A 14,066-nucleotide genomic window follows, 5' to 3' on the forward strand; every position below is an offset into this window, starting at 1 on the left:
TGGCCTGCCACCCACGGAGAAGAAAAAGAAGAACAAAAGCCGGTCGCGCGCTGCGCTTGCTCGTGTAGAGCCGAGCCCATGCTCGGCATCGCGGACTGACCGCAAAGCAGCCGAGCGTGGGCTCGGCTCTACAAAAGGCGGCCTGCCAGGCTGCCTTTGCTTTTGATCTTCTTTTCTCTTCCGTGGATGGATGCGCACGGAACCTGTCCGTGGCCGGGCAGGTGGGCTGCGCAGGGGCGTGAGCCGCATGGGCCCGAGGCATGCCTCGGGCGGGTTGGGCAGGACGCCCAACCCCGGTCTTGCCGTGTGCGCAGGACAGCGCACACGAGCAAGCGGCGACCGAGCTTACATGGACGTACTTGCAGCGGCCCCTGCGCAGTCCACCTGCCCGGCCTCACCCATGAACTGCTCTACGTGTCCACCCACGAGGGGCTGCGCCGTTGGCTGGAAACTACAACCCGATGCCGGCGTCGCCCTCGGGCTCCAGCGCCTTCACCAGCACCGCCGCCTGCGTGCGGCTATGGCATTCGAGCTTCTTCAGGATCGCGGTGACATGCACCTTCACCGTGTTTTCCGCCAGCCCCAGCGTGTAGGCGATCTGTTTGTTGAGCAGCCCGTCGGCCAGGCACAGCAGCACGCGGAACTGCTGCGGGGTCAGCTGCGCCAGGCGGCTGGCCAGCAGTGCGTCGGCCTCGGAGCGTTCGGCGGCCATCGCCGGGAACCACAGGCCACCATCGAGCACCGCCTGCACCGCCTCGCCGATGGTCTCGGCCGGGGCCGACTTCGGGATGAAACCGGCGGCACCGAACTGCTGGGCGCGGCGAATCACACGGGGGTGGTCGTTGGACGAGAGGATCACCACCGGGATGTCCGGATGCGAGCCGCGCACGTGCAGCAGCGCGGAAAAGCCGTGCGCGCCGGGCATGGTCAGGTCGAGCAGCACCAGGTCCACGTCCGGGTGCGCGTCGAGGGCTTCGGCCAATGCCTCGGCGCTGGCGACCTCGCGCACCTGCGCCAGCGGCAGGCTCTGCCGCAATGACTGCACCACTGCCGAACGCAGCAGCGGGTGGTCATCGGCGATCAGGATGGTGTATTCGCTCATGCCGCCATTGTACGGGCAGGCCGTCGCCTCAGCGCCCTGCCGGCTCCACGCTGCTGCGCCAGGCATCGAGGAACTGGCGGCGCTTGAGTGCATCCAGGTACACCAGCAGGCCCGGGCCCAGCTGGATCGGGCGGCGGCTGCGGCCGGGCGCATCGTCGCCACGTGCGCTGCCGGTGACGATCGGCATCAGCCGTGCCTCGCGTGACAGCACCTGCTGGCCACGCGGCGACAACAGGTAGTCGAGGAAGCGCCGGGCTTCTTCCGGGTGTGGGCCGGTGCGTGGAATCACCGCGGTACGCAGTACCACCAGCGTGTAGTCCTCAGGCTCCACAATCGCCAGCGGAGCACCCGCGTCGATGCGCGCCTGCGCGTAAGAGCCGAGCACGTTGTAGACCAGCGACAGCTGTCCGCTGGCCACCTTGTCCAGTAGCACGCCGGTGCGCTCCTCGCGCACCACGTCGTTGTCGCCCAGCGCGCCCAGCAGCGCACCGGCGATGCTGCCACGCTGCGCATCCTGCGTTGACAGCAGGTAGCCGACGCTGCTGCGTTCGATGTCATAGGTGCCGACCCTGCCGCGCAGCGGTGCGCCTTCGGCGCGCAACCGGTCCAGCAGTTGCCGGCGCGTGTGCGGCACCTTCGCCGACGGCAGTGCACGGGTGTTGTAGACCATCACCACCGGCTCGTAGCTGATGCCGAATGCCTCGTTGCGCCACTGCGCCCAGGCCGGCAGCGCGGCGGTCTGAGCGGAGCGGTGCGGCAGTGCATGACCATCGTTGACCAGCTTGGTCTGCAGGTCCATGCCACTGGAGATCAGCAGGTCCGGCGATGCCGGTCCGCCGCGGTCGTGCAGGTACCGCGCGTACAGATCCTGGGTGATGATGTCCTCGTACACCACTTCGGTACCCGGGTGCAGCCGCTGGTAGTCGGCGATGACCACCGCGAACACTTCGATGTCGGTGGTGCCGTGGATGCGCAGCTGCGCCGTGGTCTTTGCCTGTGCGGGAAAACGGCGCACATCGCCGGGCGCAGCCAGCACCGGCAGGGCCAGCAGCAAGGCAACGGCAGCAGTGAACAGGCGGATCATGGACTGCTCCGGGGCAGGCGGATGGTAGCGATCAAACCACCCTGCGGACGGTTGCTGAGATCGATGCGGCCGCCATGGCTGTCGACCACTCGCTTGACGATGGCCAGGCCCAGCCCGGCGCCGCCGGACGGCGCGCCCTCGCCACGGGCGAAGCGCTCGAACACGCGTTCGGCATCGGCGGCGGCAATGCCGGCACCGTGGTCGGCGATGGTCAGCACGGCCTGCCCGCCTTCCACGGTCAATGCGATCTGCAACGGACCGTCGCCGCCGTACTTGAGTGCATTGTCGACCAGGTTCTTGATCGCCTCGCGCAGCAGCAGCGCATCGCCATGCACCTGTACCGGCTCGGCGGTCATCGCCAGCTGCACGCGCGGCGCCGGGCCGGCCTGCGGCAGCGCTTCATGCACGGCCTGGTGCACGGTCTCGGCCAGATCCACTGCAGCAAAGCGCTGCAGATGCGAACGATGGATCACGCTGGCATCGCTGAGCAACTGATTCAACAACCGGCTCATGTGGGTGGCGTTGCGCTCGATCGCCTGCAGGCTGCGCCGCATGTCTTCGGGATCGTCGTCATCCAGCGCCAGCTGTGCCTGCGCACGCAATGCCGCCAACGGCGTGCGCATCTGGTGCGCGGCCTCGGCCATGAACGCACGCAAGGTCTCGTTGCTGCTGGACAGGCGTTCCATGAAGCGGTTCAACGCCGCCACCATCTGGTCCATCTCGCGCGGTACACGGGCATCCAGCGGCTTCAGGTCAGAGGGCTCGCGGCGTGACAGCTCGCGTTCCACCCGCACCAATGGCCGGAATGCGCGATGCACGCCAAAGGCCACCAGCGCCAGCAGCAGGCCGGACAGCACACCGATCGCCAGCAGTGCGCGGTTGACCATGTCCTGCGCGACCGCTTCACGCGCACGCCGGGTCTGGCCGACCTGCACCTGTACTTCGCCCTGCGCCGAGGCGGCGGCGAAACTGCGGCCGACCACCACGAAGCGCACGGTCTCGCCACTGTACGCCGCATCAAACAGCTGCGGTTGCGTGCCGGGCCGGCGCGGCGGCGCCGGCAGGTCGCCATAGCCGGTGATCAGGTTGCCACGGCTGTCGGCGACCCGATAGAACACGCGGTCTTCCGGGGCCATCGCCAGCAGGTCCAGCGCCGCATAGGGCAGATCGACCTGCCATTGGCCATCGACCAGGGCCACCGAATCGGCAATGGACAACGCCGAGGACACCAACAGGTGATCGTAGGAACGGTTGGCGGCGCGCTGGCCATAGCCGCGCGCGGCAAACAGCAGAGCCACCGCGAACACCGCCAGCAACGCGCCGAGGTAGAGCAGCAGCGTGCGCCGCAGCGAGCCCGGTGCGGCGTTCGCGGTCCGCGCGTCAGCCATCGGCGTCGGCGCTGTCATCACTGGCTTCCAGCAGGTAGCCAACGCCGCGCACCGTGGTGATGCGCAGCGGTGCACCTGCCAGCTTCTTTCTCAGGCGCCCCACATACAGCTCGATGGCATTCGGGCCGGCTTCATCGTCGAAGCCGAACAGGCCATTGCCTATCTCATCCTTGCCGACCACCTGGCCGAGGCGGCCGACCAGAATCTCCAGCAGCCGGTACTCGCGGTTCGGCAGTTCGATCGGTTCGCCGTCGAGGCTGACCCGGTGCGCGGCATTGTCGAACTGGAAGCCACCGATCTGCACCACTTCGCTGGCCTGGCCGCGCGCGCGTCGCAGCAGCACGCGGCAGCGCGCTTCGAACTCGCGGAAATCGAACGGCTTGCCCAGGTAATCGTCGGCGCCGACGTCCAGCGCCTGCACACGGTCTTCGATGCCATCACGCGCGGTCAGCATCAGCACCGGTGTGCTGTCGCCGCGCTCGCGCATGCCGGCCAGCACGCGCAGGCCATCGAGCTTGGGCAGGCCGATATCCAGAACCACCAGGTCGAAGCTCTGGTAGCGCAGCACGCTGGCGGCCGCCAGGCCATCGGCCTGCCAGTCCACGGCGTGCCCACTGCGGCGCATGCGGCGGATGATCGCATCGGCCAGATCCGGGTTGTCTTCGACCAGCAGCAGGCGCATGGGCACGGGGGTGGGAGGGGAAACGAATGCTACCGCATGCCGCCGCCGCGCTTGCCGGGCGTGGCCCAGTGAGCGCAGTGGCCGGTTTTACGCTGCACCGCACAATCCGTTGACAGGACGATGACAGCTACGGCGACCCAGACTGCGGCCGCGCACCGTCCGGTGCCCACGATTGCCGCGCGCCTGGGAGGGTTTGTGGAATTCACGTTTGCCTGGCGGCGCCCTGCCGCCATGATGGCGCTGGCTGCCCTGTCGGCGCCGGCCTTTGCCGCCGAAGACGATCGTCCGGTCACGGCCTCGCTCGGAGGCCGCCTGCACCTGGACTTCGCCACCTTCGACAACGACAACCGCGGTACGCCGAACAAGGATGACACCGAGATCCGCCGTGCCTGGGTCGATGTGTCCGGCAAGTTCTTCGTGGTCGACTACAAGCTGGAAGCCGATTTCTCCGGCGACCGCGTCGAGGCCAAGGACGTGTACCTGGCACGCAGCTTCGGCAAGGCCGGCAAGCTCACCGTGGGCCAGTTCAAGCAGTACTTCTCGCTGGATGACCGCACCAGCTCCAACTACGGCAGCTTCCTGGAGCGCGGCAACGCCGGCACCACGCTGGCGCCGCTGTATCGCCTGGGCGCATCGTGGCAGGCCAACCCCGGCGACTTCACCTGGGCGGCCAGCATCTACAGCCTGGAAAGCATCGACGCCTGGCAGGTGAAGGGCCGTGCCGCCGGTGGCCGCGTCACCTGGGCGCCCTCGCCCAGCGATGGCGACGTGCTGCACCTGGGCCTGTCGCTGGCCCGTGAGGCCTATGACAACCCGGGCGCCAACGGCGTCCCGGGCCTGAAGATCCGCCCGCGCCCGGCCGGCCACCTGTCCGACGAGAGCCGCCTGACCCTGGTCGACTTCTCCGCTGGCCGCGATACCGACGTCAACAAGTGGTCGCTGGAATACGCGCAGGTGCGCGGCCCGCTGTCGTGGCAGGGCGAGTTCAGTGGTGCCACCTTCGATGACGGCGCGCAGCGCGGTGACGTGATGGCCGCCTACGGCATGCTCAGCTGGTTCGTCACCGGCGAAAGCCGCGCCTACGACCGCAAGACCGGCCGCTTCGCGCGGGTGAAGGACATCCGCCACAAGGCCGGTGCCTTCGAAGTGGCACTGCGCTACGACCAGATGTGGGGCGCACAGCACCTCGACGGTGCAGCCGACCTGCGCCGCGGCAGCACCGAAGCGTGGACGCTGGGTGGCAACTGGTACCTGCGCGACAACCTGCGCTTCATGCTCAACGTGATCGAAAGCCGCAACCGCGACCGCCTCGCCGGGATCACGGTGGACCGCACGCGTGCGGTCACCGGCCGCCTGCAGTACGACTTCTAGACCTGATATTCCGGGCATGCCGCCCGGGCCCCTTCCACTCCCCCACGTCCTGTTTTCGCAAGGAGTCCGCAGATGATGCTGAGCATCCTCGGCTTTGGCATGGTCATTACGTTCATGTACTTGATCATGAGCAAACGCCTGTCGCCGCTCGTCGCCCTGATCACCATCCCCATCCTGTTCGCGCTGATCGGCGGCTTCGGCGCCAACATCGACGAGATGATGCTGGAGGGCATCAAGAAGATCGCGCCGACCGGTGTGATGCTGATGTTCGCCATCCTCTACTTCGGGGTGATGATCGACGCCGGCCTGTTCGATCCGCTGGTGCGGGTGATCCTGCGCTTCGTGAAGGGCGATCCGATGAAGATCGTGCTCGGCACCGCGGTGCTGGCGATGCTGATCTCGCTCGACGGTGATGGCTCGACCACCTACATGATCACCGTCTCGGCGATGCTGCCGCTGTACCAGCGGCTGGGCATGAACGCACTGAACATGACCTGCGTGACCATCCTCGCCGGCGGCGTGATGAACCTGACCCCGTGGGGCGGCCCGACCGCCCGCGCGGCCACCGCGCTGCACGTGGACCCGGCCGATGTGTTCGTGCCGCTGATCCCGTCGATGGTGATCGCCTGTGCTGGCGTGCTGCTGCTGGCCTGGTACCTGGGCCTGAAGGAACGCCGTCGCCTGGGCGTGGTGACCCTGCCCAAGGGCGGCAGCTGGATGGACAACAGCGTGTCCGACGACAGCAACCCGCTGCCGACCGTGGAAGACGCCGAGGACATCAAGCGTCCGAAGCTGCTGTGGGTCAACCTGGCCCTGACCGTGGCGCTGATGACCGCGCTGATCATCGGCGTGCTGCCGATGCCGGTGCTGTTCATGGTCGGCTTCGCCATCGCCCTGGTGATCAACTACCCGAACCTGGCCGAGCAGCGCCGCCGCGTGGTCAACCACGCCGGCAACGTGCTGTCGGTGGTGTCGCTGATCTTCGCTGCAGGCATCTTCACCGGCATTCTCAACAACACCGGCATGGTCGAGGCGATGTCGCACAGCTTCCTGGCGGTGATCCCGGAATCGTGGGGCCCGTACCTGGCGGTGATCACCGCAGTAGCGTCGATGCCGTTCACCTTCTTCATGTCCAACGACGCGTTCTACTTCGGCGTGCTGCCGATCCTGTCCGAGGCCGCCAGCAACTACGGCATCACCCCGGTGGAAATGGCGCGCGCGTCGCTGGCCGGCCAGCCGGTCCATCTGCTCAGCCCACTGGTGCCGTCCACCTACCTGCTGGTAGGCCTGGCCAAGGTCGAATTCGCTGACCACCAGAAGTTCACCCTGAAGTGGGCCATCGCCATCTCGATGCTGCTGATGGTCGGCAGCCTGCTGTTCGGCCTGTACCCGCTCGCTGCCTGACCCTCTACCAAGGAGCCTTCTGCAATGACGCTTCGAATCGCTTACGTCACCAGCGGCATGGGCAGTGTCGGTACTGCCATCTGCCAGAGCCTGGCCCGCAGCGGCCACACCGTGGTCGCCGGTTGCGCGCCGAACTCACCGCGCAAGGCCAACTGGCTGCGCGAGCAGCGCGAACAGGGCTTCGACTTCATCGCCTCCGAAGGCAACGCGACCGACTGGGCCTCGACCAGCGCGGCGTTCGCCAAGGTCCGCGCCGAAGTCGGTGAAGTGGACGTGCTGGTCAACAACTCCGGTGGCAGCCGCGACCTGCTGTTCCGGCAGATGACGGTGGAAGACTGGAACGCGGTGATCGCCTCCAACCTCAATGCGCTGTTCAACCTGACCAAGCAGGTGGTGGACGGCATGGCCACGCGGGGCTGGGGCCGCATCATCAACATCGGTTCGGTCAGCGCCCACAAGGGCCAGATCGGCCAGGTGAACTACGCCACCGCCAAGGCCGCGATGCATGGTTTCAGCCGTGCGCTGGCCGCCGAAGTGGCCTCACGCGGGGTGACCGTCAACACGCTGTCGCCGGGCTACATCGCCAGCCAGGCGATCAGCAGCTTCCCGCCGGACGTGCTGGACCGGCTGGCCGCCTCGGTGCCGGTGCGACGCCTCGGTCGCCCGGAGGAAGTAGCCGGCCTGTGCGCATGGCTGGCCTCGGATGAAGCCTCGTACGTGACCGGCGCCGACTATCCGGTCAACGGTGGCCTGTACATGGGTTGAGCCCGTCTCCACGCAGCGCGTGGACCGCCTCCCCCACGGAGTGCGCGGGGCCGGTGAACCTTCGTTCGCGAGGGGGATCCGGCCCCTTTTTGTTTCTGCATTTCTGAGACGCACTTCCCGATGCATCGGCAGAACCGGTGCTATACCTGCCAGCGCTTGCCGCGCCCAATGGACGAACGGCTGACATCGCGGATCAAGGAGGTTGGCATGCGTGCAATGCTGATTGCGCTTCTTGCGGTCGCCACCACGCCACTGGCGGCAACCCCACCCGCTGCCACTGCAGAAGAGGCGGACGCAACCTGGCGGCTCGTGGAGCGCTGGTCCTTGCAATTGGCACGCTCTGACCTTGTCGCGCAGCTGTCACCCCTGGCTCCGGCCGGCTCGCGTTCGGAAGCAGGAAGGGGCCGGGGCGACAGCGCCACCATCGATCTGGCGCCATTCGTGGTCGCCGGAAGGATCAAGGGGCCTTCTGGCCAGATCCACACCGACGCGTCGGGGCGAATCATCAAAGGCATTACGCTGTCGCTGGGCGGCGCCTGCATCTCGCGAAAGCAGATGGGTCGTCGCTACCCCGAGTTCAACGTCCTTTCCGTCCCGGAAGGGCATAGTCTGGACGAGTCGACGGTGTTTGGCACGGTAGTGAACGGCATCCAGATCGCGTTCTCATTCTCCGAACATGATCGTGACTGCATGGACCAGCTCAAATTCAGCTGGCCCGGTGAGCGCTTCTGATTCCCACAGGCATACCGCCATGACGAACAGGTTGCAGGACGCACACCACTGCCCTGCATCGTTCGTTGGTTTTCCGTAAAGAAGGTTTCATGTTCCGTTCGCATAGTGGCCATGCACCGCGCACGCGTGCCGGTGACCACCCCCAATGCAACGGACCACCATGCAGACCCGACACCTGACGATCGCCGTGGCGATCGCGCTTTCCGCCGCCGCCAGCGCCCATGCTGCCACCGCCGCCGATACCGGCGCCAGCACCGATGCCGCGCTGAGCGCGCAGACGCTGGATACCGTCTCCGTGATCGGCCAGGGCGAGACCCGCCAGGTGCAGCGCATCACCGCCGTCGACAAGCAGGTGCTGCCGCCGGGCACCAGCGGCCAGAAGATCCTCGACCGCCTGCCGGGCGTGTCGGTGCAGTCCAACGACGCCTTCGGTGCCAACGAGGAATCGCAGACCATCAGCCTGCGCGGCTTCGACAAGAGCCGCCTGGGCTACACGCTGGACGGCATCCCGCTGGGCGACAACAGCTACGGCAACTACAACGGCCTGAGCATCGCCCGCGCGATCATCGCCGAGAACCTGGCCGGTGCCGAGCTGTCGCAGGGCATCGGTTCGCTGGGCGTGGCCTCGACCAGCAACCTGGGCGGCACCATCCAGTACTTCTCGATGGACCCGTCCACCGAATTCGGCGGTCGCGCCAGCGTCACCGTCGGCGACAACAGCCAGCGCCGTGGCTACCTGCGCGTGGATACCGGCGACATCAACGGCTTCTCGGCCTACGTGTCCGGCGTGCACCAGGACCAGGACATGTGGGCTGCGCCGTACCAGAACCAGACCACTCGCCAGTTCAACGCCAAGGCGGTGTGGAACGTGGGCGACCATCGTTTCGGTGCGTTCGTGGCCACCTCGCGCGCCAGCCAGGCCAACTACGCCTACCTGTCCAAGGACATGCTGGCACGTGGCCTGGGCTATGACTGGAACATCTACGCGCCGGACTGGGATCGAGCCGTGGCTGCTGCGTACTGCGCGCCGGGCACGCTGGACCGCAGCAAGTGCAGGTTCAGCGGTGGCGTCACCAGCATCGACGATGCGTACTACCAGAGCCGTGCACTGCGTGACGACAACCTGTACTCGGTGGATGCCGACCTGCGCCTGGGTGAGCAGGGTCGCCTGAAGTTGCTGGCCTACCACCACGACAACCGTGGCCAGGGCCACTGGTGGGCACCGGGCCAGCCGTCCTACCCCGGCACCGACAAGATGCTGCCGATCTCGATCCGCAGCACCAACTACACGATCAACCGCGACGGCCTGACCGCCGCACTGTCGTGGACGGTCGGTATCCACGAGCTGGAAGCCGGCCTGTGGTACGAGCAGAACGACCACAACGTGTCGCGCAACTTCTACTACATCAGCGGCCCGTTCCTGGACGACCTGTACCTGAAGAACCCGGACCGCCTGCTGTTCAACCAGGACTTCGACATCCGCACGCGCCAGTTCTACGTGCAGGACCGCATGCGCTTCCTGGACCAGCGTCTGACCGTGGACGTGGGCATCAAGAGCCCGAACACCCGCATGCGCGCCACCGCCAACCCGGGCGTGGAAACCAGCATCGCCTCAGGCACGCTGACTGCCAAGGAATCGGTGCTGCCGCAGCTGGGCCTGGGCTTCAAGCTCAACGCCAACAACGAGCTGTTCGCCTCGTATGCCGAAAACATCGCTGCCTTCGTCGGCGGTGGCAGCGGCGGCCCGCTGCAGGTGTCGCCGGAATCGTTCGCGGCCAGTGCCGGGCTGGAGCCGGAGAAGTCCAAGAGCCTGGAAGCCGGCTTCCGAACCTTCGGTGAGAAGTACCAGGCGTCGATCGCGGGCTACAACGTGAAGTTCGACAACCGCCTGCTGTCGCTGAACCCGTGCTCGAGCATCGAAGTCGGCACGCGTCCGGAGTGCGTGACGCGCTTCATCAACGTCGGTTCGGTGAAGAGCTACGGCGCGGAACTGACCTTCATCCTCAAGCCGATCGACGGCCTGCAGTGGTACAACGCGCTGTCCTGGAACAAGACCACCTACGAGGACGACTACCTGTCCGGCGGCGCGGTGGTGCCGGTGGCCGGCAAGATCACCGTGGATACGCCGCAGCGCATGGCCTCCAGTGAAATCAGCTGGAACCGCGATGGCTTCTTCGCCAGCCTGCGTGCCAAGTACACCGGCAAGCGCTACTACACCTACACCAACGACCAGTCGGTGCCGGGCGTGACCACCTTCGACGCCGGTGCGGGCTACGATTTCGGCCCGGGCCTGGGCCTGCGCAATGTGCGGGTGTCGTTGAACGCGACCAACCTGACCAACAAGCGCTATGCGGGCCAGTTGAGTTCGTTCGCACCGACCGATCCGGAGGGCAAGCGCTATGCGATCCACGCGAGCGCGCCGCGGCAGTTGTTCATGACGGTGGCGGCGGAGTTCTAAGTCGAAAGCGGGCGCTGCGGCGCATCAGTACCGCAGCGGGGCGAGGTGGGACGGGCCGAGGCAGGACACGCCGCAAGTACGTCCCTGTAGGCTCGGTCGGCGCATCCATGCGCCTCACGGTCCTGCCTCGGCCCGTCCCACCGCGCTCGACAATTTCCTGCGCCGGCGCGGAGGCAATGAAAAGCAAAAGCAAAGAGCCGGGCATTGCCCGGCTCTTTGCTTTTCAAGCGCAATCCCTCTGGTGGGCCTGCTGCCGCGCCCGCAGGAAACTGTCTGGAGGAGGCGGGGCACCTTGGTCAGGACCGTTGGCGCCATGGATGGCGCCATCGAGCACCATGGAGGGGCTTTTGCGTGTCCTGGCCAGGGTGTCCCGCCTCCTCCCCACCGATAGCAGGCAGGCGCTGGCGGGTCCGCCAACGCATTTCATTCCGGCGCCAGCTGGTCCATCCGTATCCGGTTGGCGAACAGCGAGAACGCCAGCATGCCGGCCAGGCCGTTCGCCCGGCTCATCCAGTGCGGCAGCCAGCGCGGCGGCTTCAGCACCCCCGCATCGAACAACGGCGCGAACGCGATCGCATCGGTCAGGCTCATCTTGCCCGCGAACAACCAGCGGCAGACCTGCAGGCGGTCCTCGGCCAGCATGTGGCGGAAGAACGTGTGCACCGACACCAGGCCGCGCAGGTACACCGTGTCCTTGGTGAAGGCCAGGCCGCCACTCGGCGGTACCCCACGGAACACGCGCTGTGCCGAGGCGAAGCTCTCCTCCGCGTTCTGCCCGGCATCGCAGAAATAGCGGAACACTTCGATGAAATCAGCACCTTCGCGGGCCATCGCAATCGCTTCGGTACGCAGGCTGATGCGCTTGAGGCGCTCGATGTCGATGCTGCCGGTGATCTGCTCGGCGAAGGTGGCCAGCCCTTCCTGGGTTGCCGTCACCCGCGGCGAGGACAGTGCCAGGCTCGGCAGCACCGGCTGCTCGCGGCCGTTCAGGGCGGTCAGCGAATGCACCAGCGCTTCATGGTGGAACAGCTGCGCGCGGTCGTAGGCGCTGAAGCGTGCACTGGTGCGCAGGCGGATGCGGGTCGGGCCGGCGGCGGCCTTGGACACCAGCTCCGGGTCGAGCTGCACCTGGATGATGCGCGATTCGAAGAACGCGTCCAGATCGTTCTGCAGCTGCAGTTGCAGCGCGATGGCCGAGACCGGCACCTGTTCTTCCGGCGCCAGCAGTTCGTGGTCCAGTTCGGCGGCGATCTGGATGAAGTGGCGTGCAGCCTCACGCGTACTCGGGCCATTGCCCGGCAACGGCTGCTCGGGGGCGCCGAACAGCTGCACCGAACAGGTATCGACTGCAGCAGTGCCCAGCCCTTCCAGCAGCTGTGCGGCCAGGTCCCAGCTCTGCGCCGACTGCCGCACGTAGTGGCCCAGCGGGTGGCTGTCGTCGCAGTCGGCGGCGATCGCGGCCAGCGCGCGACGTTCTTCGCTGAAGTCCAGCTTCGGGTAGTCCACCTTCGGCAGTACCGGCTGGCCACGCGCCACGCTTTCCAGGAACGGTGCCTGCACCGTGGCTGGCCAGCTGGTCAGGCCCAGCAGGCGGATGCCTCCCACGGCCTCGACCAGGCGCGCATCGAGCGCTGCATGGTGGGCCACGTCACGGTCCAGCGTCGCAGTCGGTTCCATGCGCGGACTATAGCGCCCTGCCCGCACGTTGGTAGGTGCAATGGATCGGGTAGCTGCCAACCTTGGTTGGCATCCGCCGAAGGCGGACTTCGGATACATCCGTGCCAACCAAGGTTGGCACCTACCAGGAGCGGGCAGAGGCGGGCTTCGGATACATCCGTGCCAACCAAGGTTGGCACCTACCAGGAGCGGGCAGTTGGCATCCACCCGAAGCAGGCAGAGGCGGGTTTCATTGCAGGGGTCAGAGCCCATTGCGGTTCAATGGGATCCGACCCCGCGATACCGATCAACGCCTGCGCGGCTTGCCAGCCGGGCGGAACTGCTGGCCCTTGCCCTTCTTGCCACCGCGTTCCTGCGCGGTCTCAGCCTGGCGTACTGCCAGCTTGGCGGCAGCGGCGGCCACTTCTTCCTTCAGCTTGAAGTAGTTCAGCAGCCGGCTCTCTTCAATCTCGCCGGCCTCGATCGCTGCACGCACGGCACAGCCCGGTTCCTGCTGGTGCTTGCAGTCGTTGAAACGGCACTGTGCGGCCAGCGCTTCGATGTCCGCGAACCCACCCTCGGACAGGGTCTCTTCGCCGGTCGGCTTCAGCTCGCGCATGCCGGGGGTGTCGATCAGGCAGGCGCCGGTCGGCAGCGGCATCAGCGCGCGGTGCGTGGTGGTGTGGCGTCCGCGCGAATCGTTGGCGCGCACCGCGTTGGTCTTCATCCGCTGCTCGCCCAGCAGGGTGTTGGTCAGCGTGGACTTGCCGGCACCGGAGGAACCGACCAGCACCACCGTGCGGCCCGGGCCCAGCCACGGCTGCAGCACCGCCACGCTGTCGGCATCCAGGCCGTTGATCGCATGCAGCGCGATGCCCTGCATCTCCAGCTCTTCCAGCACCGCCAGCGCATCCTCGCTGTACTCGGTCTGGTCGGCCTTGGTCAGCACCACCACCGGTTCTGCACCGCCACCACCGACCAGCAGCAGGTAGCGTTCGATGCGGCGCGGATTGAAGTCGGCATCCAGGCCACAGACGATGAACACCGTATCGATGTTGGCGGCGATCACCTGCTGGTGGTAATGCTCGCCGGCCGCACCGCGCTTGATCGCGGTACGCCGTGGCAGCAGGGCGACGATGCGGATGCCATCGAGCAGCACCCAGTCACCCACCGCTGGCCGTTCATGGCTGGGGAAGCGCGGACGCTGCCATTCCGGCAGGGACTCGGCCTTGATCGACGCATCCGGGCCATCGGCCACCACGTAGTGGGTGCGGTGCTGTTCGATCACCCGTGCCGGGCGGGCCTGCGGATGTGCGGCCATCGCGGCCTGCCAGTCGGCCTGCTGCGCCGGGCCCGGCCAGGGCCAGCCAATGGTCTGCAGGGCGATGAAATCGGGGGTCTGGGTCATCGCCGCCATTCTACCT

The 14,066-nt window shown here is 66.9% G+C and carries 11 protein-coding genes; 5 read left to right on the forward strand and 6 right to left on the reverse strand.

Annotated elements, in window-relative coordinates; genetic code table 11:
- Positions 1 to 451: 451 nt before the first annotated feature.
- Genes V3B48_RS17855 through V3B48_RS17870 form a run of 4 tightly spaced genes read right to left on the reverse strand, consistent with a single transcriptional unit; the run spans position 452 to position 4,256 of the window.
- Positions 452 to 1,102: a response regulator transcription factor gene (locus V3B48_RS17855; RefSeq protein WP_005414428.1), complete on the reverse strand. Its 651-nt coding sequence runs from the start codon at positions 1,100 to 1,102 to the stop codon at positions 452 to 454.
- 28 nt (positions 1,103 to 1,130) lie between these two features.
- A complete protein-coding gene (locus tag V3B48_RS17860; protein ID WP_121504409.1) occupies positions 1,131 to 2,186 on the reverse strand; it encodes an ABC transporter substrate-binding protein in 1,056 nt (351 codons plus the stop codon).
- Positions 2,183 to 3,574 carry a sensor histidine kinase gene (locus tag V3B48_RS17865; RefSeq protein WP_329894178.1) on the reverse strand — a complete coding sequence of 464 codons (1,392 nt, stop codon included), beginning with the start codon at positions 3,572 to 3,574 and terminating at the stop codon, positions 2,183 to 2,185. The genes V3B48_RS17860 and V3B48_RS17865 overlap by 4 nt, the downstream gene beginning before the upstream one ends.
- The gene (locus V3B48_RS17870) at positions 3,567 to 4,256 is read right to left on the reverse strand and encodes a response regulator transcription factor (protein ID WP_049463657.1); all 690 of its coding nucleotides are present in this window, start codon (positions 4,254 to 4,256) and stop codon (positions 3,567 to 3,569) included. The genes V3B48_RS17865 and V3B48_RS17870 overlap by 8 nt, the downstream gene beginning before the upstream one ends.
- A gap of 231 nt (positions 4,257 to 4,487) precedes the next feature.
- Here V3B48_RS17870 and V3B48_RS17875 point away from each other — a divergent pair, with 231 nt between their 5' ends.
- The 5 genes from V3B48_RS17875 to V3B48_RS17895 all read left to right on the forward strand — a co-directional run bounded on the left by V3B48_RS17875 (position 4,488) and on the right by V3B48_RS17895 (position 10,986).
- The gene (locus V3B48_RS17875) at positions 4,488 to 5,627 is read left to right on the forward strand and encodes a porin (RefSeq protein WP_032130484.1); all 1,140 of its coding nucleotides are present in this window, start codon (positions 4,488 to 4,490) and stop codon (positions 5,625 to 5,627) included.
- A gap of 75 nt (positions 5,628 to 5,702) precedes the next feature.
- Complete coding sequence (locus V3B48_RS17880; RefSeq protein ID WP_182267883.1) at positions 5,703 to 7,031, forward strand: CitMHS family transporter; 1,329 nt, start codon at positions 5,703 to 5,705, stop codon at positions 7,029 to 7,031.
- A gap of 24 nt (positions 7,032 to 7,055) precedes the next feature.
- A complete protein-coding gene (gene phbB, locus V3B48_RS17885) occupies positions 7,056 to 7,796 on the forward strand; it encodes an acetoacetyl-CoA reductase (protein WP_005419193.1) in 741 nt (246 codons plus the stop codon).
- Between the two features lie 207 nt (positions 7,797 to 8,003).
- Positions 8,004 to 8,528, forward strand: a complete 525-nt coding sequence (locus tag V3B48_RS17890) for a hypothetical protein (protein WP_329894163.1) — start codon at positions 8,004 to 8,006, stop codon at positions 8,526 to 8,528.
- A 160-nt stretch (positions 8,529 to 8,688) separates the two neighbouring features.
- Positions 8,689 to 10,986, forward strand: coding sequence for a TonB-dependent receptor (locus V3B48_RS17895; RefSeq protein ID WP_071228130.1), 2,298 nt, complete (start codon positions 8,689 to 8,691; stop codon positions 10,984 to 10,986).
- A 423-nt stretch (positions 10,987 to 11,409) separates the two neighbouring features.
- On the opposite strand, the gene V3B48_RS17900 is transcribed toward V3B48_RS17895, so the two are convergent.
- Together V3B48_RS17900 and rsgA are read right to left on the reverse strand one after the other, a co-directional pair.
- Positions 11,410 to 12,663, reverse strand: a complete 1,254-nt coding sequence (locus V3B48_RS17900) for a flavohemoglobin expression-modulating QEGLA motif protein (RefSeq protein WP_329894164.1) — start codon at positions 12,661 to 12,663, stop codon at positions 11,410 to 11,412.
- 286 nt (positions 12,664 to 12,949) lie between these two features.
- Entirely contained in the window at positions 12,950 to 14,059 is a 1,110-nt protein-coding gene (gene rsgA / locus V3B48_RS17905) for a ribosome small subunit-dependent GTPase A (protein ID WP_032129866.1), read from the reverse strand.
- Positions 14,060 to 14,066: the final 7 nt, after the last annotated feature.

It is taken from the genome of Stenotrophomonas sp. SMYL20 (assembly GCF_036320045.1).
GTDB classification, from domain to species: Bacteria; Pseudomonadota; Gammaproteobacteria; order Xanthomonadales; family Xanthomonadaceae; genus Stenotrophomonas; species Stenotrophomonas maltophilia_A.

Excerpts from the sequence above, each read along its gene's own strand:
- V3B48_RS17855 (WP_005414428.1), bottom strand. The coding sequence starts at position 1,102 with ATGAGCGAATACACCATCCTGATCGCCGATGACCACCCGCTGCTGCGT.
- V3B48_RS17860 (WP_121504409.1), bottom strand. The coding sequence starts at position 2,186 with ATGATCCGCCTGTTCACTGCTGCCGTTGCCTTGCTGCTGGCCCTGCCG.
- V3B48_RS17865 (WP_329894178.1), bottom strand. The coding sequence starts at position 3,574 with ATGGCTGACGCGCGGACCGCGAACGCCGCACCGGGCTCGCTGCGGCGC.
- V3B48_RS17870 (WP_049463657.1), bottom strand. The coding sequence starts at position 4,256 with ATGCGCCTGCTGCTGGTCGAAGACAACCCGGATCTGGCCGATGCGATC.
- V3B48_RS17875 (WP_032130484.1), top strand. The coding sequence starts at position 4,488 with ATGATGGCGCTGGCTGCCCTGTCGGCGCCGGCCTTTGCCGCCGAAGAC.
- V3B48_RS17880 (WP_182267883.1), top strand. The coding sequence starts at position 5,703 with ATGCTGAGCATCCTCGGCTTTGGCATGGTCATTACGTTCATGTACTTG.
- phbB (WP_005419193.1), top strand. The coding sequence starts at position 7,056 with ATGACGCTTCGAATCGCTTACGTCACCAGCGGCATGGGCAGTGTCGGT.
- V3B48_RS17890 (WP_329894163.1), top strand. The coding sequence starts at position 8,004 with ATGCGTGCAATGCTGATTGCGCTTCTTGCGGTCGCCACCACGCCACTG.
- V3B48_RS17895 (WP_071228130.1), top strand. The coding sequence starts at position 8,689 with ATGCAGACCCGACACCTGACGATCGCCGTGGCGATCGCGCTTTCCGCC.
- V3B48_RS17900 (WP_329894164.1), bottom strand. The coding sequence starts at position 12,663 with ATGGAACCGACTGCGACGCTGGACCGTGACGTGGCCCACCATGCAGCG.
- rsgA (WP_032129866.1), bottom strand. The coding sequence starts at position 14,059 with ATGGCGGCGATGACCCAGACCCCCGATTTCATCGCCCTGCAGACCATT.